This window comes from Kitasatospora sp. NPDC048540, from assembly GCF_040651175.1.
GTDB lineage: Bacteria > Actinomycetota > Actinomycetes > Streptomycetales > Streptomycetaceae > Kitasatospora.
On record NZ_JBEZIR010000010.1, the window covers coordinates 1 to 22,950 of the forward strand.

Annotated in this window: 23 protein-coding genes and 2 pseudogenes; 18 read left to right on the forward strand and 7 right to left on the reverse strand. The window is 71.9% G+C overall.

Translation table 11 applies throughout. The features are described 5' to 3' along the window. A pseudogene (locus AB0D08_RS06545) lies at positions 1-116 on the reverse strand (IS5/IS1182 family transposase); the annotation flags it as partial. 148 nt (positions 117-264) lie between these two features. Here AB0D08_RS06545 and AB0D08_RS06550 point away from each other — a divergent pair. After that, positions 265-588 carry a hypothetical protein gene (locus AB0D08_RS06550; protein WP_359886507.1) on the forward strand — a complete coding sequence of 108 codons (324 nt, stop codon included), beginning with the start codon at positions 265-267 and terminating at the stop codon, positions 586-588. Here AB0D08_RS06550 and AB0D08_RS06555 read toward each other — a convergent pair whose 3' ends face one another. From AB0D08_RS06555 to AB0D08_RS06565, 3 genes are all read right to left on the reverse strand, one after another. Next, on the reverse strand, positions 589-1,710 hold the full coding sequence (locus AB0D08_RS06555) for an IS630 family transposase (RefSeq protein WP_359886510.1): 1,122 nt from the start codon (positions 1,708-1,710) through the stop codon (positions 589-591). 161 nt (positions 1,711-1,871) lie between these two features. Next, entirely contained in the window at positions 1,872-3,314 is a 1,443-nt protein-coding gene (locus AB0D08_RS06560) for a DnaB-like helicase N-terminal domain-containing protein (RefSeq protein ID WP_359886512.1), read from the reverse strand. Further along, the gene (locus tag AB0D08_RS06565) at positions 3,311-3,640 is read right to left on the reverse strand and encodes a hypothetical protein (RefSeq protein WP_359886514.1); all 330 of its coding nucleotides are present in this window, start codon (positions 3,638-3,640) and stop codon (positions 3,311-3,313) included. The genes AB0D08_RS06560 and AB0D08_RS06565 overlap by 4 nt, the downstream gene beginning before the upstream one ends. A gap of 310 nt (positions 3,641-3,950) precedes the next feature. On the opposite strand from AB0D08_RS06565, the gene AB0D08_RS06570 reads away from it, so the two are divergent. Next, positions 3,951-4,880 carry an LPXTG cell wall anchor domain-containing protein gene (locus tag AB0D08_RS06570; protein ID WP_359886517.1) on the forward strand — a complete coding sequence of 310 codons (930 nt, stop codon included), beginning with the start codon at positions 3,951-3,953 and terminating at the stop codon, positions 4,878-4,880. Between the two features lie 684 nt (positions 4,881-5,564). Here AB0D08_RS06570 and AB0D08_RS06575 read toward each other — a convergent pair. After that, positions 5,565-6,062, reverse strand: coding sequence for a hypothetical protein (locus AB0D08_RS06575; protein ID WP_359886519.1), 498 nt, complete (start codon positions 6,060-6,062; stop codon positions 5,565-5,567). A 493-nt stretch (positions 6,063-6,555) separates the two neighbouring features. On the opposite strand from AB0D08_RS06575, the gene AB0D08_RS06580 reads away from it, so the two are divergent. Together AB0D08_RS06580 and AB0D08_RS06585 are read left to right on the forward strand one after the other, a co-directional pair. Further along, the gene (locus AB0D08_RS06580) at positions 6,556-7,320 is read left to right on the forward strand and encodes a TetR/AcrR family transcriptional regulator (protein ID WP_359886521.1); all 765 of its coding nucleotides are present in this window, start codon (positions 6,556-6,558) and stop codon (positions 7,318-7,320) included. Continuing rightward, the gene (locus AB0D08_RS06585) at positions 7,317-7,712 is read left to right on the forward strand and encodes a hypothetical protein (protein WP_359886523.1); all 396 of its coding nucleotides are present in this window, start codon (positions 7,317-7,319) and stop codon (positions 7,710-7,712) included. The genes AB0D08_RS06580 and AB0D08_RS06585 overlap by 4 nt, the downstream gene beginning before the upstream one ends. A gap of 280 nt (positions 7,713-7,992) precedes the next feature. On the opposite strand, the gene AB0D08_RS06590 is transcribed toward AB0D08_RS06585, so the two are convergent. Both AB0D08_RS06590 and AB0D08_RS06595 read right to left on the reverse strand, forming a co-directional pair. Beyond that, complete coding sequence (locus tag AB0D08_RS06590) at positions 7,993-8,661, reverse strand: HAD family phosphatase (RefSeq protein WP_359886526.1); 669 nt, start codon at positions 8,659-8,661, stop codon at positions 7,993-7,995. 34 nt (positions 8,662-8,695) lie between these two features. After that, positions 8,696-9,901, reverse strand: coding sequence for a helix-turn-helix transcriptional regulator (locus tag AB0D08_RS06595; protein ID WP_359886529.1), 1,206 nt, complete (start codon positions 9,899-9,901; stop codon positions 8,696-8,698). 323 nt (positions 9,902-10,224) lie between these two features. Here AB0D08_RS06595 and AB0D08_RS06600 point away from each other — a divergent pair, with 323 nt between their 5' ends. From AB0D08_RS06600 to AB0D08_RS06665, 14 genes and pseudogenes are all read left to right on the forward strand, one after another. After that, on the forward strand, positions 10,225-10,596 hold the full coding sequence (locus tag AB0D08_RS06600; protein WP_359886531.1) for a hypothetical protein: 372 nt from the start codon (positions 10,225-10,227) through the stop codon (positions 10,594-10,596). A 95-nt stretch (positions 10,597-10,691) separates the two neighbouring features. Then, on the forward strand, positions 10,692-11,237 hold the full coding sequence (locus AB0D08_RS06605) for an ATP-binding protein (RefSeq protein WP_359886534.1): 546 nt from the start codon (positions 10,692-10,694) through the stop codon (positions 11,235-11,237). 40 nt (positions 11,238-11,277) lie between these two features. Beyond that, positions 11,278-11,928 (forward strand): hypothetical protein, encoded by a 651-nt coding sequence (locus AB0D08_RS06610; protein WP_359886537.1) that lies wholly within the window; start codon positions 11,278-11,280, stop codon positions 11,926-11,928. Continuing rightward, on the forward strand, positions 11,925-13,217 hold the full coding sequence (locus AB0D08_RS06615) for an ATP-binding protein (RefSeq protein WP_359886540.1): 1,293 nt from the start codon (positions 11,925-11,927) through the stop codon (positions 13,215-13,217). Before AB0D08_RS06610 ends, AB0D08_RS06615 begins: the two co-directional genes overlap by 4 nt. A gap of 3 nt (positions 13,218-13,220) precedes the next feature. Beyond that, a complete protein-coding gene (locus AB0D08_RS06620; RefSeq protein ID WP_359886542.1) occupies positions 13,221-13,628 on the forward strand; it encodes a roadblock/LC7 domain-containing protein in 408 nt (135 codons plus the stop codon). Further along, complete coding sequence (locus tag AB0D08_RS06625) at positions 13,625-13,987, forward strand: DUF742 domain-containing protein (RefSeq protein ID WP_359886545.1); 363 nt, start codon at positions 13,625-13,627, stop codon at positions 13,985-13,987. Before AB0D08_RS06620 ends, AB0D08_RS06625 begins: the two co-directional genes overlap by 4 nt. Continuing rightward, positions 13,965-14,573 carry an ATP/GTP-binding protein gene (locus AB0D08_RS06630; RefSeq protein WP_359886548.1) on the forward strand — a complete coding sequence of 203 codons (609 nt, stop codon included), beginning with the start codon at positions 13,965-13,967 and terminating at the stop codon, positions 14,571-14,573. Before AB0D08_RS06625 ends, AB0D08_RS06630 begins: the two co-directional genes overlap by 23 nt. Continuing rightward, positions 14,570-15,835, forward strand: a complete 1,266-nt coding sequence (locus AB0D08_RS06635) for a cytochrome P450 (protein WP_359886550.1) — start codon at positions 14,570-14,572, stop codon at positions 15,833-15,835. The genes AB0D08_RS06630 and AB0D08_RS06635 overlap by 4 nt, the downstream gene beginning before the upstream one ends. A 22-nt stretch (positions 15,836-15,857) precedes the next feature. Further along, positions 15,858-17,126 (forward strand): cytochrome P450, encoded by a 1,269-nt coding sequence (locus tag AB0D08_RS06640; protein WP_359886553.1) that lies wholly within the window; start codon positions 15,858-15,860, stop codon positions 17,124-17,126. A 490-nt stretch (positions 17,127-17,616) separates the two neighbouring features. After that, positions 17,617-17,775 (forward strand): annotated as a pseudogene (locus AB0D08_RS06645) (DUF5999 family protein); the annotation flags it as partial. A 39-nt stretch (positions 17,776-17,814) separates the two neighbouring features. Further along, positions 17,815-18,741, forward strand: a complete 927-nt coding sequence (locus AB0D08_RS06650; RefSeq protein WP_359886669.1) for an SAM-dependent methyltransferase — start codon at positions 17,815-17,817, stop codon at positions 18,739-18,741. A 772-nt stretch (positions 18,742-19,513) separates the two neighbouring features. Further along, on the forward strand, positions 19,514-20,254 hold the full coding sequence (locus tag AB0D08_RS06655; RefSeq protein WP_359886554.1) for a hypothetical protein: 741 nt from the start codon (positions 19,514-19,516) through the stop codon (positions 20,252-20,254). Positions 20,255-20,291: 37 nt separating this feature from the next. Further along, on the forward strand, positions 20,292-20,744 hold the full coding sequence (locus AB0D08_RS06660; RefSeq protein ID WP_359886556.1) for a hypothetical protein: 453 nt from the start codon (positions 20,292-20,294) through the stop codon (positions 20,742-20,744). After that, complete coding sequence (locus AB0D08_RS06665) at positions 20,741-22,702, forward strand: hypothetical protein (RefSeq protein ID WP_359886557.1); 1,962 nt, start codon at positions 20,741-20,743, stop codon at positions 22,700-22,702. The genes AB0D08_RS06660 and AB0D08_RS06665 overlap by 4 nt, the downstream gene beginning before the upstream one ends. The last annotated feature ends 248 nt before the right edge of the window (positions 22,703-22,950 follow it).

A 22,950-nucleotide genomic window follows, 5' to 3' on the forward strand; every position in this document is an offset into this window, starting at 1 on the left:
CAGATCACTCCCTCAAACTGGTCACGAAGCCGTTCGGGATAGGGCCCGAACCTGCCGATCGGCAGGTAGGGCTCGATCAAACTCCACTGCTCGTCGGTGAGTTGCCTGCGCGTCACGGTCAACATTCCTACCGGGTTCTGCCCCGAAGGGAGGGCAGAACCCGAAGAATGATCACGACATCACACAGGCCCTAGTGCCCTGACCGCATACGTTCACCGGATAATCGGCCGCGACAGGTCTGGTAGCCCTGAGTAGCCTCGCCCTGTGGTGGATCAAGAGCAGTACGTCCGGTATCGGGAAGACTCGAAGGTGCTGGCGGCGATCGGGGCGCATGTCGATGCCCAGGTCGGCCGGGTCACCGTGCGACTGCCGAGGGCCGTGGCCGAGGCCGCGGTGGGCGCCTGGGACCGCGAGGAGGTGGGTGGCCTCGGTGAGGAGACTCATGAGCAGTACGCGTTGCGGGACCAGGCTGCGGAGCTGGCGCTGATCGGTCTCGCGATCTCGCAGCGCGGCCGCTGGGACGGCGAGGAGGTCGTGGTCGACCTCGATGTCGCCTCGGCAGGGGCGGCCTTGCGGGCGTCGCAGTAGTCAGGCCGCGGCGGCCACCGGCCGCCCGCCCCAGCGGAGGCCCTTCTCGCTGCGGATTCGAGCGCGTTCCCGGCGCTGGGCGTCGAGGACCTCGGGGTGGCGGGCGTTGGCGTTGCGCCAGCGCAGGTAGGCGTGCAGAGCGCGGGTCTGGACCGTGTGGTTGGGGTGCTGGGAGTTCGCGAGGGTGAACTGCCGCAAGGGCCCGAAGTGCGCCTCGATCGGGTTCGCCCAGGAGGCGTTGGTCGGGGTGAAGCAGAGGTGGACGTTGTTGTTGCGGGCCCAGCGGAGGATCTTCTTGCCGTTGTGGGCGGAGAGGTTGTCCAGGATCACGTAGACCGGCGCACGGTCCGGGCGGGCGGCCCGGATCGACCTGAGTGCGGCGAGGGTGTTCGCGGTGCCCTTGCGGTGATGGTTGACGCCCCACAGGGTGTCGTCGCCGACCGAGTAGCAGCCGTGGAAGTAGGTCACGCCGTGGGTGCGGTGGTAGGTGGCCGGCAGCCGTTCGGGCCGCCCCTGCTCGGCCCAGCCGCTGCCGGCAGTGGGGCGTATGCCGAGCGGGCCGAACTCGTCGAAGGCGAACGTCCGGTCCGGGAAGCGGTCGAGGACGTGCTCGATCCGGTCGAGTTTCGCGTCACGATCCGGGTCGGTGGACTCCTTCCATGTCTTGGTGCGCTGGAACGTGACGCCGCGTCGGGCGAGCAGACAGCGAAGGGCCTCGCGGCCGATCCGGATCACCCGGCCGTGCACGCGCCGCAGGTAGGCGAGCAGTTTGCGGATCGACCAGCGGGTGAAGGGCTGCCCGAGCTTGGCCGGGCGGGTGGTGGCCGTCTGGACGACGAAGTCCTCGTCGTCAGGGTTGAGCAGGCGGGGACGGCCTCCCGCCCAGCGAGGGTCCAGGCAGGCCAGCCCGATCTCGTTGAACCGGTGGATCACATCCCGCACCGTGTCCTCGTCGGCCTGCACCAGCTGGGCGATCACCGGGACCCGGTTACCGCCGGCCGAGGCCAGCAGCATCATCGCCCGCCGGTAGCGCACCGTGCTCGTGCTGCCCCGACGCACGATCCGCTGTAACTGCTGGCCCTCCTGGTCGGTCAGTCTCCTGACCTTGACCGGCTCCGCCACCACGCCTCCCCGTCCCTCGGATGCCCGCCCACATCCAACCGGTTCAGGCCCTGACACCGCCAACCCGGCGTACCTATGCGGTCACAGCACTAGCAGGCCGGCCTCGCTGGCTTCAGGCTTTTTCAGCACGTCCCGGCGGGCCCGCCCTGCCCGTCGGGACGTCACACCTGAGGCGGCCTGATGGTTCGCGGCACGAGCGCACCACCGTCACTGCCGGGCGGGTGCGAGGCCCGCGCGCGTGAGGCCTGCACGGCCGCACGCCTCAGGTGACCGAGGGCAACGGCAGCGGATGGGCCGTCGGCGCTGCCGGCGACCGCATCGGCAGCGCCCTGGACATGGACATTGATCCGGGCAGCGAGCAGTTCGCGCCCACGGGCCTGAGCCTCCCCAGGCCGCCCGGAATCTCCGACCGCCTTGATGGCGGCCTCGTCCAGGCCGTGCCAGCCGTTCCTTCGGGCGTCCTTGGCGAGAAGGATCGCGTCGACCGGCTCCCCGGCCGCCGCCCGCGCAATGATCAACCGGTAGAGCGACTGGTGATCCGGAACCGTGAAGTCGTCCGCCCGGAGCCATTCCTTGACCTTGACGGCCTGGCCCGGGTCCTGCAGCAGCGACGCGAGGACGGCGGTCTCGGTGGCCCGGTGTTCCTGGGACGCCGTGATGGCCTTCGTGACGGCGGCAGGGGCGCGGCCCATGACCTGGTCCCAGCGGTGCCGGAGCTCGTCCACCGCCCGCACCAGGTCCTCGGTGGCAATCGCAGGCGCCTGGGCCGGCTCCCCGGCTGGCACGGCCGCGTCGAGCTGCAGATGACGGCCGGCCGAAGCCACCTGACGCTGAATGCTCAACTGGAGGACCTGCTTGCCGACCGGCACCACGTGGTCGGCACGGGAATCCGTCGCCCCGGCGGCCAGTTCGGCCAGCCTGGCCGTCACGGCCGGCCACCCACCCGGCCCCGGTTCCCACCCATCTTCCTGGGCTGCCGTGACGAGCGCGGTCCGAAGTGCGGTGACGGTCACCCGTGCGACGTCTTCGCCGGCCGCGCCGACAACCCGAGGCTCCCCGTACAGCCCGTCCTCCACCAGCTCCCGGTACATACGGCCCAGCAAGGGGTCGGCGAAGTCCTCGCCGCGCAGCCAGTGCCGCAGGTGTGCGCCCTGCGCCGGATGCGCCAGCAACGCCGACAGCAGCGACTGCTCGGCCGAACCGCCGTCGGGACCGAGGGCCCGCTCGACGGCAGCGCGGGCCACGATCTGCCCGTATGCGGCGATGCGCGAGGCATCGGGGACCTGATCGGCGAGCGCAGCGACGTCCCTGTGCACCCGCTCCCACCCCGGACCGTCGAGGAACTGCCCGCGCTCCTCGGCCCGACGGCGCAGCCGCTCGACCACCGCGGACACCTGAACCGCCGTGATCTCGGCCGCATCGGATGCGAGGTCGCCCGGCGGCGGTGCCTGCGCGTAGAGGCCCTGCTCGACCAGAACGGTGTACACCTCCCGATGCCATCCAGGAGTGAAGTCAGCGGCCCGCAGCCAGGTACGGACCTGACGCCCGCGGCGCGGCTCGCGCAGGACGGCGCCCAGCACCGCCGCCTGCGCCGCCTCGCTCACAGCCCGTCGACCTGCCCCAGGTCCTCGGACTCCACGCCACCGAACGCGTCCGCTTCCGCGGCCAGCGCCAGCTTCCACCGCGCGGCATCGTCATCGAGGGCCTTGCCCGCCGCCTCGTCGAGAGGCTCCCAGACACCTTCCCCGGCACGCCACCACCGGTCCAGGTACTTCACCGGCGCACCCTGGAAGTCCCCGAGAAGCTCCGCCTCCCCGGCCGCCAGACGCTCCAGCATCACGGCCGCCGCCACCGGCGCCGAACGCTCGCGCTCCCTGCGCTGCTCCGCGAACGCCGCCAGCGAGCTCAACTGCCCATCGGTGAAAGTCATCCAACCGGTCCCTTCCCCAGGAGACAGCCATGCTCTCACGGGACCTCTGCGCCGGCCCGGCACGGGTCGACGTGCCCGTGCGCCAGATCCCACACCGCGGGAAGCGGCGGTCGCAGGTTCCCGCTAGCCGGGAGGGGCGCACCGGACCGCAGCACCCCGGGTCGTCGCTGATCCACCATCCAACGAGCAGGATCTTCCCCCTGTGCCCGGCCTGCCCGCTCCCGCGGAGCTACGGCAGGGCGGCCGACGCCGACGCGCGTTCGGGCCGTTGGCCGTGTGGCCGCAATCATCCCCGAGCAAGGAGCCCCACGTGCGCGTACGCCGCCTCCAGGCCGCCACAGCGGTCATCGCCGCTGTCGCAGGCATCGGCCTGGCCGCCGGAACCGCCGACGCCGCCCCCACCTGCAGCGGCGCCGTCCAGACCCACACCGAGCTCACCGCGACGTGGACCGGCCAGAACGGCGCCACACTGGCCAAGGGCGGCCCTGTGCAGGAGAGCACCGCGGTCTTCGACAACACCACCGGCCACGACGTCAAGAACTTCCGGACGTCGCTCTACCTCAGCGCCGCCGACGCCCCCGACCAGACCACCGCGAGCGCCGTCACCGTCCAGCTCCGCCGGCCCGGAGGCGAGTGGACCGCCGTGAACTTCGGCACCGGCAACAACCAGAACATCATCGACACCGGCACCTACCAGCTCGCCAAGGGCGAGAAGGTCACGCTCCAGATCCGCATCGGAGCCACCGGATCGGCCGCCCCCGGCCACTACGAGGCGACCGAGTCGGGCGGCTCCGACCTGCTCAGCGACGACACCGGCGAATTCGTCACCATGACACCGGCGGACAACGGCGCCGCGCCCACCACTGGACCCGCTTCGCCCGCTGCCGGCTCCCGCACCCCGGCCGCCGCTGCCCCCAAGGGCGTCATCGGCACCGACACATGCACCCAGTTCGTCGGCTACACGGCAGCGGAGTTCACCGTCGCAACCCCGACCCCCACCACGACGCCGAGCACCACACCCAGCAAGAGCCCGGCCGTACCGGTCACCGCGACCAGTCCCGCGGCGTCGTCCACCCGCCCCACCCGTCCCGCCAGCCCCGGACCGACCGCTGCTACGGACGAACTGGCCGCGACCGGCGCGAACGGCACGACTGCCCTCGCGGTCCTCGGCTCCGCCACGCTCGCGGCGGGTACCGCTGTCCTGCTGGTTCTCCGCCGACGCAAGGGCGCGCACAGGTAGGCACGTCGCCGGACGTCGGCCCGGTGAAGGAACCGGGCCGGCGCGGTGAACAGGAGGCCGACCGAGAGACGGCGCTCAGCGGCCGGGCAGAGCACCAGTCGCTGCTACTTCAGTTGAGCCAGAACCAGTTCACGTGAACAAGGCCGGACGGCTCCGCCCGGAAGGCCAGCCCGCCCCGAGCGCGCGGTCGATGCCCGCTGCCGCGGTCAGCTGCTTGTAAAACTGGGTGACTGGGCGAGGCAGGCGGAGCAGTCGAAGTAGCCGAGCCGGAACACGTCCGCGTCGGACGCCGAGGCGCTGCCCGCTCAGCTTGGCGGTGTGCAACTCGGTACCGCCCTGCTGCACGGCGTACTCGCGCAGCCCCTTGCTCGAAAGTGGTCTGCACGGCGAACAGCACCGCTTGCCCGCGGCCGCCTGCGAAGGTCGAGGGAACGCCAACCGAGCCGGTGCTCGAGGCCGGACCGGTCGTTGATCACCACCGGCGCCTCCGCCCGTTCCAGTACCCTCGACGCTCTCCGGCACGACCCCCAGGCCGCTCAGCTTCACCTGGGGCTCCTCCACCAAGCGCCCCGAGATCCGCACGGCGGACCCCGGGGTCAGCGAGTCGAACCGGGCGTTGAGAGGTCCGTCGTCGCGCCGGTGCGTCGCCTCGGCACTGGGGGGAAGCACCGTCGGATCCTGCCGTCAGGACAGCAGGCCGGCCAGCAACCGGGTGGCCAGGTCGTGCAGTTCGGCCACCAGCTCGTGCGTCGGCCCGCCGCAGTGCTCCAGTTGGTCCTCCGCCCGATCCAGCCATTCGCGGAAGGGCCGCAGCGGCGAGCCGGGGTCGTCGGCGGGGCACAGCTCGAAGCCGATCCGGCCGGCCGCCGCCAACGGATCGAGGCGGCCGGCCAGCAGGTCCTGCAGGCAGTACCGGGCCAGTGCCCGGTCCCGGGCCGCGATGGTGTCGGGCAGCCGCAGCGTCGGCCAGAACTGCTGCTCCAGCTCGGCCAGCAGCCGGCGCGCCTCCAGCACATCCCACTCGGGCAGCACGCCGAGCTCCCACAGTGTCGGGGTGTCGGCCCCGCCGGCCAGTGCCGTCCGGGCCGCCTCCACCGCCGCGGCGACCGTCGTCGGACAGCCGCTGGTGCTGCGCTCCAGCAGCACCCGGCGCAGCGGTTCCAGTGCCTGGTCCAGTTCCATGGCGCGAGCGTAGCCGCCCGCTCCGGCGTGGAGCGACGCGTTTGCCGGGCACGACAGGGCCAGGCGCTGGCTCCGTGGTGCCGCGCATCCCGGCCAGGGCGTTCAAAGATGCAAGAGCTGTCCGACTGCCGGTGGACGCTGGCCAGCGGGCCGAACGAAGCGCTCCGGACGGTAGCTGCTGGCCGCGCTGTCCCCCTACACCCTCCGGTTACCGAGCCCGCTCCACCAGGACCCTGCCTCACGTCGAATCGGCCCGGCCACAGGACTTGATCGGCCGACAGATCCGGCTAACTTGCGATTCGTCAACCCGGCCACTTCCCGTGGCCACGGTCCGTCCACCACCCCCCGCGGCGTAGACGACACGGACGCCAGGCCTCGACGGCCACGGCCCTTCACGGCCCCCGGAGCACACCGCTGCCCGTAACCGTCCCTGGCGACCCAGTACCGGACCAGACGGCCCTCACACTCCCACCTCGCAAATCGGAGCACAGCCATGCCCACCACCACTCCGTCAAACGGCAGCCGAGAGCTCGGAGCAAGGGCTCGGAACAGCCGCGACAACCTGCTCGCGGCGGCGGCCTGGGTCCTCCGCGCAACCGGCTACGCCGAGACCACGGTCGTTGTCATCGCCCGAGCCGCGAACCTCTCACCGGCCACGTACTACCAGTACTTCGCGACGTACGACGCGATCGTCCTCGAGCTCGCGGCACTGGCGGCCACGGACATGACGGCCGCCCTCCCAGCGGCCGAGAGCGACGACGACCCCATCGGCGCCGACGAACTCGACACGGCCGTCGACGCGTACCTCGCCATCTGGCGCTCGCACGCTCCCGTCCTGCGAGCGGTCGAGCTCCTGGCGTCGACGAATCCCGCCTTCGGCAAGCTGCGCAAGAAGATCAACAGGCCGCTGGCCGAGACCATCACGCGCGCCGCGGGGCCCAGCCTCGCGCACCCCAAGCAGCGTGCCGCGCTGGTCGACATGCTGGCCGGCACCGTTGCAGCACTTGCCGAGCTCCAAGGCCAGGTCCCTGATCCGTGGCCTGGTCCGCCACGCGGTGGGCGCGTCCGAGGCCTGAGCCGATGGCGCCGGCCCGGGAGGCACGAACGATGCTTCCCGGGCCCAGTTGCAGGCGCTACCCGCTCGAACGCCGGGTCTTCGGCAGCAAGCCCGTCGGGCGCCGGAACCGCCGACGGCCGACGAGCTCGGGCGACCCACCTCCCCGATCACCGTCAGCACAACGAGGACAGCCCTTCATGACCACCGATCCGACCCCGGCCGCTCCCAGCACCGACCTTGACCGAACCACCTTCGGCCTCGCAGACGTCGCCACCGTAGTTGCCGGACTCCTCAACGCGACGGCGCCGGCTGACACCCAATCCGACACCACCTGGACCCTCACGCTCCCCGGGTCCACCAGCGACCGTCCCGACATCCATCTGCGGATCTCGGACCACTGGGAAGGCCTGTACCACGTCAACGTGCAGAGGTGCGACGGCTGCCCGGACTGTGCGGACTGCGAGGCCTGCGGCGACCCCGCCAACCGCGAGGGCTTGACCAACCTCGACCTATCCGACCCCGACCTGACCCTGCGGCAGGCCGGATCCCGGGTCGAATACGAAGCCCGGCGGCTCCTGGCTCGAATCGAGTAGGTCCCGGCACGAGCCGACGCAAGCAACTGCCACCGGCGAAGTCACAGTGGCTCCGTGCCGACGACCAGCCGGACGGCTCAGGGGCCCGACACGGAGGTCCTTGCCACCGCGTGGGAGTACGTACGCTGCGGTGTGCCGGAGTTCACCGACCTCAGGCGGTACCTCGCGTTCGTCCGCCTGACGGCGCTGACAACCGTGGCGGAGTACCGCGGGGACCTACAGCGTCTCGGGTCCGCCCGAACGCTGAACCGCGGAGCGCCGACTCGTGGGGCCCAAGTAGTTATACCGTGTATGGCTGCGGGTTCCCGGAGCACTGGCTTTGAGGGCCGTGCCCGGGCCGGGGGAGCGAGAGCTGTTCGGCGATGACTCGAGCGGTCTCGTCGCTCCCCGTCGCGTGGAGAGTGGCCATCCCGAGGGACGCGGCCGGCGGGAGGTTCTGCAGGTGGTCATCCACGAACAGGCACTCGCTCGCGCTCAGGCCGAGCCGCTGGAGGGTGAGGGCGTAGATTGCGGGGTCAGGCTTGGCGATGCCTTCGTGGCCGCTGACGATGTGGACGTCGAAGAGGTCCCATACACCGGTCGCCTGATAGGGATCGTACGGCTCGAAGCCGTAGGAGTTGGACAACAGCGCCACCGATATCCCGCCGAGTCGGGCTTGGCGGGCGACCTCGAGCATGGAGGGAACCGCCCGGACCTGGGCGTGGACGCGGCCCATCAGGTTCTCGGCGTCGACGCCGAGGATCGCTGCGGTCCCCGCGTTCCAGGCCTCCTGGCTCATCCGGCCCAGCTCCAGCTCGACGTACAGGGCCCGGCCCACCGGGTCGTCCTCCAGCGTGCTTCGCCAGGCGTCGGCGGGCAGTCCGGCCTGGGTGCACCAGGCCTGTGACGACCTGCCGATCGGTGTGGTCATCACTCCCGCGAAGTCGAGGATCAAACCGCGGTATGGCACCTGGACACTCCTTGCTGAGGTTCGAGGCCGGCGATCAGTGGCTCGCTGGCGACATGCCGAGAATCGCCGACAGCTTGCGGATCCGGCTGGTGCTGGCCTGCCCAGCCCTCTGGATGATGACACTAGGGATGGCTTGGTGGCGGGCCCAGTCCGGGTGGGCCTCGCAGACGCCCTGAAGCGTGTCCAGCGAGCTGTCCCACTGGCGTGCGTCGCACTGAGCGAGGGCGACGTCGAGCATCATCCGGTTGTGGGCGGCCTGCGTCAGGCCGGACGGATCGAATCGGTGGACGAGGTCCAACGCCTTGCCGGCGTTGCCGAGCGAGACGTTCACGCCTACTGCCTGTGCACCGGCATAGGAGGGCCCGAACTGGAGTCCGTTGACGAAGACGTCAGTGCCAAGCCTGGCCGCGACGGCATGCGCCTGCGACAGGAGATCGGTGGCTCGGGAGGAGTCGCCGAGCCTTGAGGCTGCGACCGCTGCGAACGTGATGTTCTTTCCGTAGGCGGCGAGCCGGCTGGACCCCTGCTCGGAGAAGCTCGGCTCGGCCGCGGACGCCGCCCCTTCCGCCTCGGCGAGGGCCTGGGACACCCGTCCATCGCGCAGAAGCACGCGGGCTCGGGCCGAGCCGAGCATCGCCCGGCGGACCGGGTCACCGGCGACGTCCGAGTACCGGATGGCATGACCCACCGACGCGTAGGCAAGGTCTCGGGAGCCGAGGAAATTCGCAATGAGTCCGGCAGCACGGTATGCGTCGGACAGCAGCGCGGCAGCTGCGGCCTCCTGCCCGACGGGCGCCTCCCTGGCGTACAGCGCGGCCGAGCGAAGCAGCGGGCCGACCAGGACACCGGCCTCGGCGTAGGAACCTCGCCAGTAGACACGCCACATGCGCGAAGCGGCCTCCGCCAGATCGGCCGGCCCGGGCACAATGTCCTCTGCCGGGTCCAGCAGTATCCCGGACGCAATGTCGTGAACGCTGCGGGACAGATCCCGCAGCATCGCGCGCTCGTCGGTCGACATCCCCCGCCGCGGCGCCTGGTGACCCAGGATCACCGCGACCTCCGCGTGCAGCGCTTCGGAGATCCGCAACAGCGTGGGCAAGGACACGCTGCCACCCTGTTCGGCCTTCTGAATGGTCGAGAAGGACAACCCACTGAGCTCGGCCAGCTGTGACTGGGTCACGGTCTTGCCCCGCAGCATCTTGATGCGCTCGCCTGTGGTGAACTCCTGCCACTGCGCCATGTCCGCACTCCCTACTCTGCTTCACCGGCCCGTGGCCGAAGGCCCCCTGGCCCGCGGTGTCCAGCGGATTGCAACTCTTCCGGGCTACCCCATGGGGCAGCCGATGCCACTCCTCGCGGACATTGCGGGCCCGCCAGATGACTGCACGTCACATCTTCGCCTGTGAAACGGCCCTTGCCCACCCAGGCTAATGACGTCGAGCCACGCGAAGGACCGTCACTACCCAAATACCCACGCTCCGTGCGCATTTGCCCCACCCCCGGTCTTGGAAGTCCTACGCACCGTCCGTTCCGCCGCTCCAACGCCTCAGCAACAGTTGTCGCATGCTCCGGGAACGCCCGCACCTACCCGCCGGCCGGGTGTCTGTCGCCCTCTACGTAGTCACCAGCGACACCATCCTTGCCGCGACCCTGACCGAACACTGCCGCCGCTACGCCGAGGCGCGCGAGTGGGACGTGGCCGCATCCGAGGGGGACCAGTTCCCGGAACAGCCGCTCGACCAGAGAGCGGGTTGGAACAGCATCACGGCAGCGCTCTCCAGCGGGGCGGCCAGCGGCATCGTCACCTGGACCCGGTCCATGGTGGCAGCGACAGGTGACTCCTGGGAACAACTCGCCGCCCTCGTCGCGGACCGCGGCGCCTTCCTGGTGACAGCCGCGCTCGACACACCCGGCGGCCACCTCCGGTCCACCTAGGCAAATCCCCCCCACGGTCCCCACCTCCGCGAGATGGACACGCTCCGGGGCCCGAGCAGAGCAGCACCCAAGGCGATCACCACGTCGGGAGAGACATGAACGCGCTCGAATACACAGCGGGCCTCGGACTTGCTGCCCACCGGCCGGCCGACACCTCGGCCGCCGATGGCCGCTCCGAGCTGCGAGCTCCCAGGCACCGGCGCGACCTTGTCCTGGCCGCAATCGGCGAGTCAGCAGCCGAAGCACGGAGATTTGCCAGGGAAACCCTGCAGCTATGGGCGCTGGATGCCGAGCTTGTACAGGGCGTGCAGCTGGTGGTGAGCGAACTCGTCACCAACGCGATCTGCCACCACTCCGGTCAATCTGCCGGTTTCACCGTCCGCCTCCGAATCGAACACGCCCGCGGCGTTCTCGCGATCGGCGTATCGGACCCGCACCCCGGAATGCCGGTACGGCGCTCGCCGGACGGCGAGGCGACTCACGGCAGGGGCCTGCTCCTGGCTGGCGCCTACTGCGACGAGTGGACCGTGGTGCCGACCGGTGCCGGTGGGAAGCAGGTCTGTGCGTTCTGGAACCTGCAGCCGCCCGCAGCGGTACGCGACGACCGGCGCCACAGCGGCCGCCTCCCGGTTTCGGGCTGACCCGCGCCACCTTCCCACCACGACTTCCCTTGGGGACTTGATGACCAGCGCAACCCCGGCCACACGCGCCAGGCACCGCCGCTCCGGTTCGGCGCTACTTCTGCGGCTGCGGGACAGCCTGCCCACCCGCCAGCCGCGCGCCTCGGCCGAGCTGTGCGTGCGGACACCGCCCGGCGCCGGAATCGTGCCGGTGCCGGCCCCGCCGCGCCACGGCGCGGTCGAGCCGGCGCTGGCAGCGACGGGCGGGTGGAGCGAGGCCACGCTCGACACCGTGGTGCAGGGACAGCTGCTCCGGCTCGCCCGGCGACTCTGGAGCAGCCACGCGCTGCTCGTGCGGCACAGCGACTCCGCGGCGGCGGACAGCTACCTCGCCGAGGTGCGTCGCGCCGCCGCCGAGCTGGCGGCGATCGTCGATGTGCACGGCTGGCCGCTGCTCGACTCGGCCGGGCCGGACGGCTGCGACGCGGCGCTGGCAATTGCACTGGCCGCCAGCCTCGACCAGCAGCAGCGCCTGCGACCCGCACTCGCGCGGGCCGTGGGCAGTGGCCGTCTCCCCGAGGCGCACCTCGTTCAGCTGGCCACGCAGATCGCGCAGACGCTCGGAGCACCGGTGGACGACGCGGACCGGTTCCACGTGCCGAGCGCCGACCTGACCGCGGCCCAACTTCCGGCCTGCGGATGGCAGCGATGAGCGCTCTTGTGCCCGCCGTCCTCGGTGGTGTTCCCACCGCGGCCCTGGGCCTGATGAGCGCGCACGCGCTCCGGCTACGCCGGGCGAACCGGCACGCGGCCGACCGTCACCGTCTCGAACTCGACCGTGCGGCCGCTCTGGAGCGCGCGCTTGCCGACGAAGAGCTGCGGGGGCGGTTGCGTGACGAGGCGATCCGGCGCTTCGCGTCGTCCCGTCTGCCGGAGCTGCTTGCCGCGGTCTGGCGGGGTCACCCCGCCGAACCGGCGGGCACGGCGTATCCCGCCCAGCTCGCCGGCAGCGACTTCACGGCCGTCCTGGACCATCTCGGCGGCGAGTTCGCCCGGATCGTTGAGGACGCCGCCCAGCGCGCCGAGGGTGCCACCAAGACGACGGTCCTGGCGCTGGCGCGGGCTCTGACCGCGCTGGTGAACGAGCAGCAGGCCGCCGTGGACAGGCTGACGAACAGCCATGGCGACGTGGCGGTGCTGGCCGATGCGATGGCGATCGACCACACGGTGAGCCAGCTGAGCCGGCGGGTGCAGGGCATCGCGGTGCTCACCGGGGCCTGGCCGGGGCTCCAGCGTGCGGACTCGCCGCTGCTGGACGTGACCCGCGGGGCCGTCTCCAGGATCCGGGACTACCAGCGGATCGAGATCACCGGTGCCCCGGATGTCGCGGTGGCCAGCCGCTGCGTCGAGGGAGTGGTGATCGCCCTGGCCGAGCTGCTGGACAACGCGGCCCGCCACTCGCACCCCGAGACGAGGGTGCGGGTGTGGTTCGATCGCGGACACCACGGGACGCTCGTGACCGTCGATGACGCGGGCCCTGGCCTGGGGCCCGAGGACAGGGTCGCCAGCCAGCTCGTTCTGTCCGGGCAGACGGCGACCTGGCTCACCCGGCTGGGCAATCCCGTCCGGCTCGGCCTGCCGATCGTCGCGGCCCTGGCCGACCGCTACGGGTTCCAGGTCAACGTCGGGCAGGAGTCCGACGCCAAGGGGGTCCGGGCGGTGGTGTTCCTGCCCAACACGATCCTGGCGCCCCTTCCTGCCCCGGCGGGAGCCGGCACACAGGCGGCCGACGCGGGCGCCGAGGCCTACCCGCGGCGGGCCGACGGCCTGCCGCAGCGCACTCCGCGCACCCCGCGCACCGCGTCGGCCCCGGCTACGGGTTCGGCGGATCGCGCTGGGGCGGGACACGAGGACCACGCCGCCACCGTGTCCGCCGTGCTGCGGGGGCGCCATGCGGCCCGGCAGCAGTTCCCCGAACCGACCACCACCGAGAGGACCTGAGTCATGACCACAGCCCAGAGCAACGAGCAGGACTGGATCCTCAACGACCTCGTTGACCGTGTCCCCGGCACACTGCGGGCCGTCCTCGTGTCCTACGACGGCCTTCCGCTCGCCTGGTCCGACGGCACGCACCGGGACATGGCCGAACGCACGGCGGCCGCCATCTCGGGCCAGCAGGCCCTCAGCCGCCAGCGGGCGGACTTCGCCGGCTCCCCGGACGGCGAGCTGGAACTGAACCTGGCGCAGTACCGGGACGGCGCGTTCGACATCACCATGGGCGCCGGACAGGGGGCCTACCTGACCGCCTCGGGCAGGCCGGGCACCGCGGTGGAATCGGTGTCCTACGCCATGCAGCAGGCGGTGGCCCGCCTCGGCGAGGTGATGAGCGTGCCCGCCCGGAAACGCCCGTGAGTCGGGAAGGGCACCACGGCGACCGTGCCCTGGTTCGGCCCTACGTCGTCACCGGCGGCCGGGCCGTGCCCAGCCGCAACACCTACGACCATCTGACGCTGGTCCAGCCGACCGACCTTGACCCGCCGGTGGCCGGACTCACCCCGGAGCACCGGGCGATCCTGGCGCTGATCCGGCCGGGCGCGCTGGCGATGGCCGACATCAGCGCCCACCTTCGCCTGCCGTTCTCGGTGCTGTGCGTCCTGGTCTCCGATCTCCACGACAGCGGTCACGTGAACGTCCGCGCGCCCGTCCCTGCTGCCCTTCTTCAACCCCAACGCCTACTGGAGGCCGTCCTTGCCGGACTTCGAAGGCTCTGATCCCGCGGCCGGCACCCACCTGCGCGGTGACGAGACCGTCGTCAAGCTCCTCATCGGAGGGGGGCTCGGCGCCGGCAAGACCACCCTGGTGGGCACCCTGTCGGAGATCCGGGTGCTGAGCACCGAGGAGACCATGACGCGGGCCAGTGAGGCCACCGACGACCTGGCCGGGCTCCCGGACAAGACCACGACGACCGTCGCGATGGACTTCGGCCGCATCACCCTGGACGAGCAGCACGTGCTCTACCTGTTCGGCGCGCCCGGCCAGCCCCGGTTCCGTCCGATCCTCCAGCACCTGGCACGCGGCGCCCTCGGCGCGCTGGTCCTCGTCGACACCAGCCGCCTCGAGGACGCCTACCCGGTGATTGGCGAGGTCGAGGGACTCGGCCTGCCCTACGCCGTGGCCGTCAACCGCTTCCCCACCTCACCGAGTTACCCGGTCCGCCAACTGCGCAGCGCGATGGCCCTGCCCGAGCACACCCCTCTGCTGGTGTGCGATGCCCGGCAGCGGGCAAGCGCCCGCACCCTGCTTATCGAGTTCGTCGAGTTCCTGCTGACCCGCTACCCGGAGCCCGCCCCGCGATGACCACACCTCCGTATACCGCCCACGGTTCCGCGACCTGCCCGTGGGGCGCGACAGCGGCCGGTTCCCGGCCGACTCGCCCGCTGCCGATCCACGGCGATGCGTTCAGCGCCGACCCGCACGCCACCTACGCACTCCTTCGCCGCTCGGGCTCGATCGCGCCGGTGGAGATCGCCCCCGGCGTCCACGGCTACCTCACCACGACTTACCGGGCGGCGCTGAGCGTCCTTCGATCCACCCCGGCAGTGTTCGCCAAGGACCCCACCGACAACTGGGGCGCCCTGATCGAGGGACGCGTCCCCGAGGACAGCCCTGCGCGGATGATGATGATGCCGCGCCGCAACGCCCTGTGGATGGACGGGGCCCCGCACACCCGGCTGCGCGGCGCCATCACCGACAGCCTGGCCGCGGTCGACACCCACGCCCTCGAAGCGCTCACCGCGCACATCGCCGACTGGCTACTCGACCGCGTCGCCGCAGTCGGCGGTGCGGACCTCGCCGCGGACTATGCCGATCAGCTGCCGATGCTGGTCCTGATGCGCCTGTTCGACTGCCCCACCGACCTCGTTCACCGCATCGTCACCGCCCTGACAAAGCTGTTCGACACCGACCAGGACTCGGCCCGCGCCAACGCCGACCTGGAGGCGGCTTGCCTCGAACTCGTCCAGCTCAAGCGCCGCCGGCCCGGCACGGAAGTCACCTCCCGCCTGCTGGCCCACCCGGCCTGCCTGGCCGACGAGGAGATGGTCCAGCAGCTCCTGCTGATGATCGGAGCCGGTGCCACCCCCTCCAGCAACCTGATCATCAACACCCTGAAGCTGCTCTTGAGCGACGACCGGTTCGCCGGCAGCGTCCTGACCGGCGTGCGCCCGGTGTCCGAGGCCCTCGACTTCACCCTGTGGCACGACGCGCCCGTGGCGAACTACTCGCCGCTGTACGCCCGCCACCACGTCGAGGTCGAAGGTACCTGGGTCCGGCCCGGATACCCCGTCATGGTCTCATTCGCCGCGGCGAACACCGACCCCACCATGGGCGCCAGCGCCGACCGGACCGGCAACCGAGCCCACCTCGCCTTCAGCGCCGGCGCTCACGCCTGCCCGGCCGTGGGGATGGCCCGCGTCATCAGCCAGACCGCGATCGAACGTGCCCTGGACCGCCTGCCCGGCCTCGCGCTCGGCTGCCCCGAAGCCGAACTGCGGCGGCGACCCGGCACCTTCACCTCCGGCTGGCTCGCCCTGCCCGTCACCTTCGCCCCGTCCGCCTGACCGACACCCCAGGAGCCCGCCCGTGACCACCACGCAACGCCCCGGCTGCCCCTTCGCTCTCGACGCCGCCGGCACCGACCTGCACGGCGAAGCGAAGGCCCTGCGCGGGCTCGGCCCGGCCGCCCTCGTGCACCTGCCCGGCCTGCCCCCGCACATCCGAACCTGGGCCGTCACCGAACCCGGCCTCATCAAGCGGCTGCTGACCAACCCGCACGTCTCCAAGGACGCCCGCCAGCACTGGCCCGCCTATATCAACGGCGACGTCCGGGCCACCTGGGCCTCACGCATCTGGGTGGACGTGTACAACGCGCTGACCGCCTACGGCACCGACCACACCCGCCTGCGCCGCTTGATCGCCCCCGCGTTCACCGCCCGACGCATCCGCGCCCTGGCCGAGCCGATCGAGATCCTCACCCGCGACCTGGTCGATACCCTCGCCGCCGACACCCGCGCCGACGGCACCGTCGACCTGCGCAAGAATTTCGCCCTCCCTCTGCCGCTGCTGGTCGCCGACCTCCTGCTCGGTGTCCCCGCGCACCTCCACGAGCCGTTCCGTGAGAGTGCAGCCCTCCTGTTCGCCACCGACCTCACCGCCGAGCAGGCGAACGCCAACGTCGCCCGCATGTACGGCCTCCTGCAGACCCTGGTCGACCTCAAGCGGGAGCACCCCGGCGAGGATGTCACCACCACCCTCGTCGACGAGCGCGACAACGACAGCGGCGCTGGCCTGGACGGCCCCGAACTCCTCGACACCCTCCTCCTGCTCATCGGCGCCTCCTACGAGACCACCGCCAACCTCCTCGACCACGCCATCGCCAACCTGGCCAGCACCCCCGGCCAGCTCCACCTCATCCGCACAGGCCGTGCCACCTGGCCGGACGCCGTCGAGGAGACGCTGCGCCACCAGGCCCCCATCGCCAACCTCCTCCTGCGCTACGCCGTCGAGGACATCCACGACGCCGAGACCGGCACCACGTTCACCAAGGGCGACGCAATCGTCGTCAACTACTCCGCGGCCGGCCGCGACCCACGCACCCACGGACCCGGCACCGACCACTTCGACATCACCCGCACCACCAAGGACGAGCACCTCGCCTTCGGCCACGGCACCCACTACTGCCTGGGTGGCGAACTCGCACGGCTCGAGGGCCGGATCGCGCTGAAGGTGCTGTTCGAGCGCTTCCCCGACCTCGCCCTCGCGGTCCCGGCCGACCAACTGCAGCCTCTGCCGTCCTTCATCTCCAACGGCCACACCAGCCTGCCCGTCCTCCTTGCTGGGGCTCCGCGCTGACCACCGACACACCACTTCGGACCCGCGCCTCAAGCCCGCAACACCGGAGCAAGCCGCGCCAGGAACCGCCCCTCCCCGCCCCACACCACCGGCGACCGGGCCGGCCACGTTCATCGCCGTCCTGACGGGCATCCGGCCGGCCACCACCGCGCAGGAGGACCACGCCGGCACGCCGGTCGCGGTCACGCGGTACGTGGACGGCTCCTGGACCGCCGTCCACGGACCCGGGCACCCGCCGCTCACCCGCCTCGCTGCAGAAGCCGTCCCCGACGGCCTCGCGCTGTTCGAGACCCTCACCGTCGCCGGGCAGCAAGTGGACGCCGCCGAAAGTCGCGGCCCAGACCGCGTCGCCCGTGCCTGCCACTGGCACGGCCACGCCCTCGTCTTGGTCTGCCCCGCCAACGCCCCGGACGGCCCTCACCTCACCCCAATCCTGCTCGCCGCGCCCGCCGTCGCGCCGGGCACGCGCCCACCCGACCCGGAGACCGCAATGACCTGCAAGCACACGCCCCCATGCCCCACTTCCGAGGCACCCGACGCCGGGGCCGCGGCAACCATCACCAGCCACCCCGAACAGGGCTGGGGCCTGCTCTGCAACGGTGTACTTCTGTTCGAGGACACTGGCGGCCTGCGCCCGGACGGCCGGCAGATCCCCCCCAGGGCGAACGCAGCCTGCGGAGCGCGCAGCATGAGCCGACCCAAGCACGGCGTCCCGCGCCCGGCCCCGGCTGCCGGACCTGATGGCCGGCCGGCCGTGGGCCGCGGCAACACCGGCGTCGTCCACGTCCACGCCACCCCCGGACCCGAGAGCACCGCCTGTCGGTCGTGGTATCTTCCCGCACCACGGCCCGGGCACCGTGAGGACCTGCGCACAGACAGGCCGACGTCCGCCCGCCTCGCGAACCTCACCCTCGGCGGCAAGGACCACCTGCCCCCGGACCGGAATCTACTGGACCTCCTGCGCACCGAGGACACCGGCTGGAGCACAGCGACTGGGCAGGCCAGGCAACTCCTCCACCGCGCCGTGCGGCGCCTGGCCGAGGACGGCTTGGACCAGTTCGCCGACCTGGGCTGCGGACTGACAACCGGTATGCCGGAAAGCCCGCTCGCGCCGATCCACACCTCCGTCCTGCCGATCCGCCCCGCCGCGCGGATCGTGTACGTGGACGCCGACCCGATAGTGATGACGCACGCCCGGGCGCTGCTCCGCGCACCCGCGCCGGCACAGATCAGCCACATCCGCGGAGACCTGACTTCACCACCCGGCCTGCTGCGGGTCCTGCGCCGGCACTCGGACCTCGACTGGCAGCGCCCCGTCGCGGTCATCCTCGCGGACGTCCTGCACGAACTGACCGACCCGCAGGCCCACGGTCTGCTCGCCGCGCTGCGCCCGGTGCTGCCGCGGGGCAGCGTGCTGGTCCTCAGCCACCGCTGCCCCGGCAACGGCGAGCGCGACGCGCGGGTCGCCGACCTCTTCGCGCAATCCCGGCTGCCGTGGCACCCGCGCGGCCGCGACGCCGTCGACACCCTGCTGGACGGCTGGAAACCGGGGCCGTCGGACGGCGGTGACCCAGCCGGAATTCGCACCGTGGTGGCGTACGGAGGCACGAAATGACCCCGACGCCCAGTACACCGGCACTGACGGTTCCCAGCATCACCCGCTGGAGCCAGGAGGAGTACGACAACCACCTGACGGCTAGCGTCGACGCCGACGGGCGGATGCAGGGGATCGTCTACCCCGTCGAGCTGCCGTCCGACCGCGTGAACGGTGTACTCGTTCTGCGCTGCACCGGCGAGGCCACAGGGGTACCCCGCTGGGACAGCCCCCACCCCGGCCGCCAGCACCACCTCATGCTGCACCTGAGGTGCCGGGTCTGCGGAGGACCCGCAGACCGCACCGACGAGGGCCACCTCTGGCTCCTGCCACGCCCGACAACCCCCGGCGGGCGCCCGCGCACCCTCGGCGCCTCCTGGCCGGAAGGTGCCGTCGTAGAACACCCGCCGATGTGCGCCCCGCACGCCCTGTCCTCACCCACCCACTGCCAGGCCCTGGACGGCGCACTGCTCGTAAGGGCCCGCGAGGCACCCGTGTGGGGGGTCGCCGGAGTCAGGTTCCCCTCGGATCCCGGCGGTTCCGTGACCGGGCCTGTACGCGGCCATTTCGAGACGGGCGACCCGAATCTGCCCTGGGTAGTCGCGACCCACCTGCTCCGCATGCTCACCGGTTGCGCCCCGCTGACGGCGCAGGACCTCCGCGCGGGACTGGCCGCGGGAGGAGCGCCGACGTGACAAGGACGAAATTTGCCGGGGCTTCGGCCCGACACCAGTCGAAGCACAACCAGTACCTGCGGACATCGCACGCGCCAGCCGAACGGAGCCCATCCCTCGTGTCCACCACCCCACCCGCGCAGACGCACCCTGCCGGCCTCCCACAGGAGGCCGGCGCGGATCCTCTGATCGCACGTCACCTCGACATGGCCAAAGGACATCTCGAGGTGGCCACAGGACATCTCGGTCTGGCAGCAGGACACCTCGGGCTCGCTGAACGCCATTTCGAGCTCGCTGCCGACGTGACCCGGTGGCAGGCTGCGGGCGAGCCGGGCGGCGCCGAGCTGGTGCTGGATCCAGGGTTCGGCCGCGACCTCGCGCCCGTCCCGCTGGAACAGAGGGCCTCGGTCGTCACCGGTGCCACGGGGCTGCCGGTCGCCCTTCTGGCCGACGGCGAGGCGCCGGTGATGATCAGCGCCGTGACTCAGCCGGTTCAGGGGCGCATGCGGTACACGAGCGTGGAAGCCCGGTACCGGGACGGGCTGCGGGTCACCGTCGCGGTCCCCTTCGACCTGCCGCCGCTGAGCCCCGAGGAGCACACCGCCACACAGCCGGTGCTGGAGGAGACCAGGATGTTCAGCTCGAGCCGTCTGGTCGTGGACGGGGAGGCCGTCGAGGCCGTCACCTACCATCCGGCGCGGGACGAAGCTGCCGTGACGCGGTGTGCGGAGGTGCGGGGCTGGAGCGTTCGCGTGAGCGGCGGCGTTGCGACGGGGCCCGATCCGCAGGTCGTCCTCCTACCGCCCGGCGTCGTCCGCACCGAAGAGTGCGGCCTGCCGGCCCGCGCCGGGGCCCGCTGACATGACCGACACCCAGAGGATTGCCAGGAGTCGCTCGATGATCAGCTCGGCCACCATATCGGCGATCGCTGCCCACGCTTCCGCAACCCTGGCGGTTGCGCTGTTCGACGCGGCCGCGCTGCCGCAGCGTACCGACCAGGTGCTGGCCCCTGACGGGATCGGCGTGGGCACCTGTGCCACCCACACCGACGGCCCCGCGGCGTGGCTGCAGCCCCGCCCCGCCTTGCCCGACCACGCGCCGACCGCGAACGGGCCCGGCTCCGTAAGCGGTGGCACGCGGGTGGTGTTCCAGCGCTTCGACGGCCGCATCCTGGAGTCGGAGCAGGTCCGCGGCCGGGACGCGGCTGCGCGCGCAGCACGGACACGGTCCGACACGCTGCTGTCGGTGATCACCGGCCTGCCGAGCGGATCCGCCCCGGGCCTGCGCCTGCGGAAGATCATCCGCATCGGCGCTACCGGCCGCCGCACACCCGGCCGGGGCCACCGGTGAGCACGGCACAGCACGGCGGTGCACTTCCCGCCGACCGCGAGTCACTCACGTGGGCCCGGCGCCTGGCCGGGCCACAGCCGCTGGAGGCCTTCGCTGCCGGGCTCGGCCGCCCACGCAACAGCGTGGCAACGGCAGTGAGTTCGCTCGCGGCGGCGGCCGATGTGAGCGGGCGCTCCGGTCTGGTGGCACGTTACGTCCTCGCCGGGTACCTGACCGCCGAGGACTTCCCCCCGGTCGCGGCCGACGTGATGACGGGTCTGACCGGCCAAGAACGGCTGCTGCTGCGCCTGCTGGCCGGCACCTCGTCGCGCCCGGCCATTGGGGCGGAACTCGGCATTGCCCGGTCCACCGCGGACCAGCGCCTGGCGGCGTTGCTGGCCACGCTCGGTGTCCAGGAGGACCACGAGGCGGTCGCTCTGGGCTGCCTTGCCGGGATCGTGCGCCCGGCCGACGTGGTGCCGCAGTCGGCATCGGCCCCGCCACCAGCAGGCCCGGAGCACCTGCGGACTGTGGTGGACCCGGTTCTCAGGGCGCTGACGTGCGGGCGGGCGATGGTGAGGGCGCCGCGCTGCGAACAGCCGGACCTGGGCACGGCCATCGTGTGGCGCCAGGCCGGCGCGGGCAGGGTGCTGGTCGTCGTGCCACCCGGCCCGTCTTGGAGTGCGACGGTCGCCGCCTTCGCCGAGCAGCGCCGCGAGCGCGGGGCGGCCGTCTTCGTGGTGCACCGGGACGAGGCCGTCCACCCGGCGGTCGTCAGCCCACGCAACGTTCAGCAGGTCACCGCCGCATCGGCACTCCTGGAGTGCGTCGGGTCCACCGTGGCGGCCACCGTGATCGCCTCCCCACGGGGGCTTGAGACCGTCGCAGCGGCATACCGCCGGGCCCACCACCCGTCGCCCTACGACCTGATCGTCGCCCTCGACGCGCACCTGCCGGAGGTCGCCGAGCGAGTGGGCCGTCACGAGTTCTGCCCGCCGGGACACGCGGTGCTGTGGATGTCGTCGACGCCCGTGCTGACTTCGGTGGACCGCGAACAGGCCGAAGGGGCCGACCCGGACCGCACCGGAGATCTGGTCGCGAGGCTGACGGTGCGCCAGGCTGTCGTGGCCGGAAGGATGCGAGACTACCGCCTCATGGCGGCGGCACTACCTCCGGGCGTCTCCCGTCCCGGGCGCCTGGCCGCTCTCGTCCTCGATCTCGCCGCCGTGCACGGCCTGTCCCGCGTGGTCGTTCACTGCGCGACCACCGTCGTCGCGCGCCGACTGGCCGACGAGATCGCCGGCTCGGCCGGACCGCGCGTACATGCGCAGGTTCTACCCAGGCGCGGCGAGCAGCGCGAGAAGGTCCTTCGCACATTCACGCTCGGCGCCCAACAGCTCGAGGTCCTGGTGACCGACGGGCCGCTGCCGCCGGGCCTGGACACGGACGCTTTGGTCCACACCGCCGCGAACCACCCGGCCGCCCACACCGCGGAGGTGGTGGAAGCCGCTATGATTCCGGGCCGCCGCGCTGCGGGAACGTTGCTGGCGGTGGCAGCCGACGATGCCGCGGACGGCAACTGGCCGGCGCTCGCGGCACTGGCCGGGGCGTGCGCCGCCCTCGACCCGGACCTGCGCTCCGTGCTGCACCGCGCCCGTGAGGACCGGCCCGCCGACGGCTGGGACGGCCTGCGGTTCGCCCTTCCCCTGGCCAACGCCGAACAACGGCGCCGGGCACAGGCGGTGTGCGCATGGGCGGACACCACCGTCGGCCTGGAGATGCAGCGCACCGCTGCCCGCTCCCGGTTCACCTATGGGCAGGAGCGGCCCGATCTCCTCTCCCCGACCGGGCAGCGGCTGGGCGCGTGGATGGCTCGGCGCCGCCACCATCAGCGCACCGCCATTCACCGCCCTTCCCTCCAGCAGGTCGTCGGCCAACCGCCCAAGGGCCAGCCGACCGCCGCAGCGAACGACCTCTGAAAGCATCCACACCCATCGAGCGCCCCGCACCCGGCGCCCGAGCCTGACCTGGCACGGCATGGCCGACGGCGGAACCAGTACGGCAGTCATCGCTATGAGCATTCTCGCGCTGATGGCGCTCTGGAATGCCGTCCACCACCTGGCTACCCGGCACCCCGCACGATGACGAGGCCGGTCAGTTGGCTCTCCTGAACGCCTGGCCAGGGCGGCCGCGCCAGGGCCAGCGCCCTCGGCCCGACCGCCCCGCC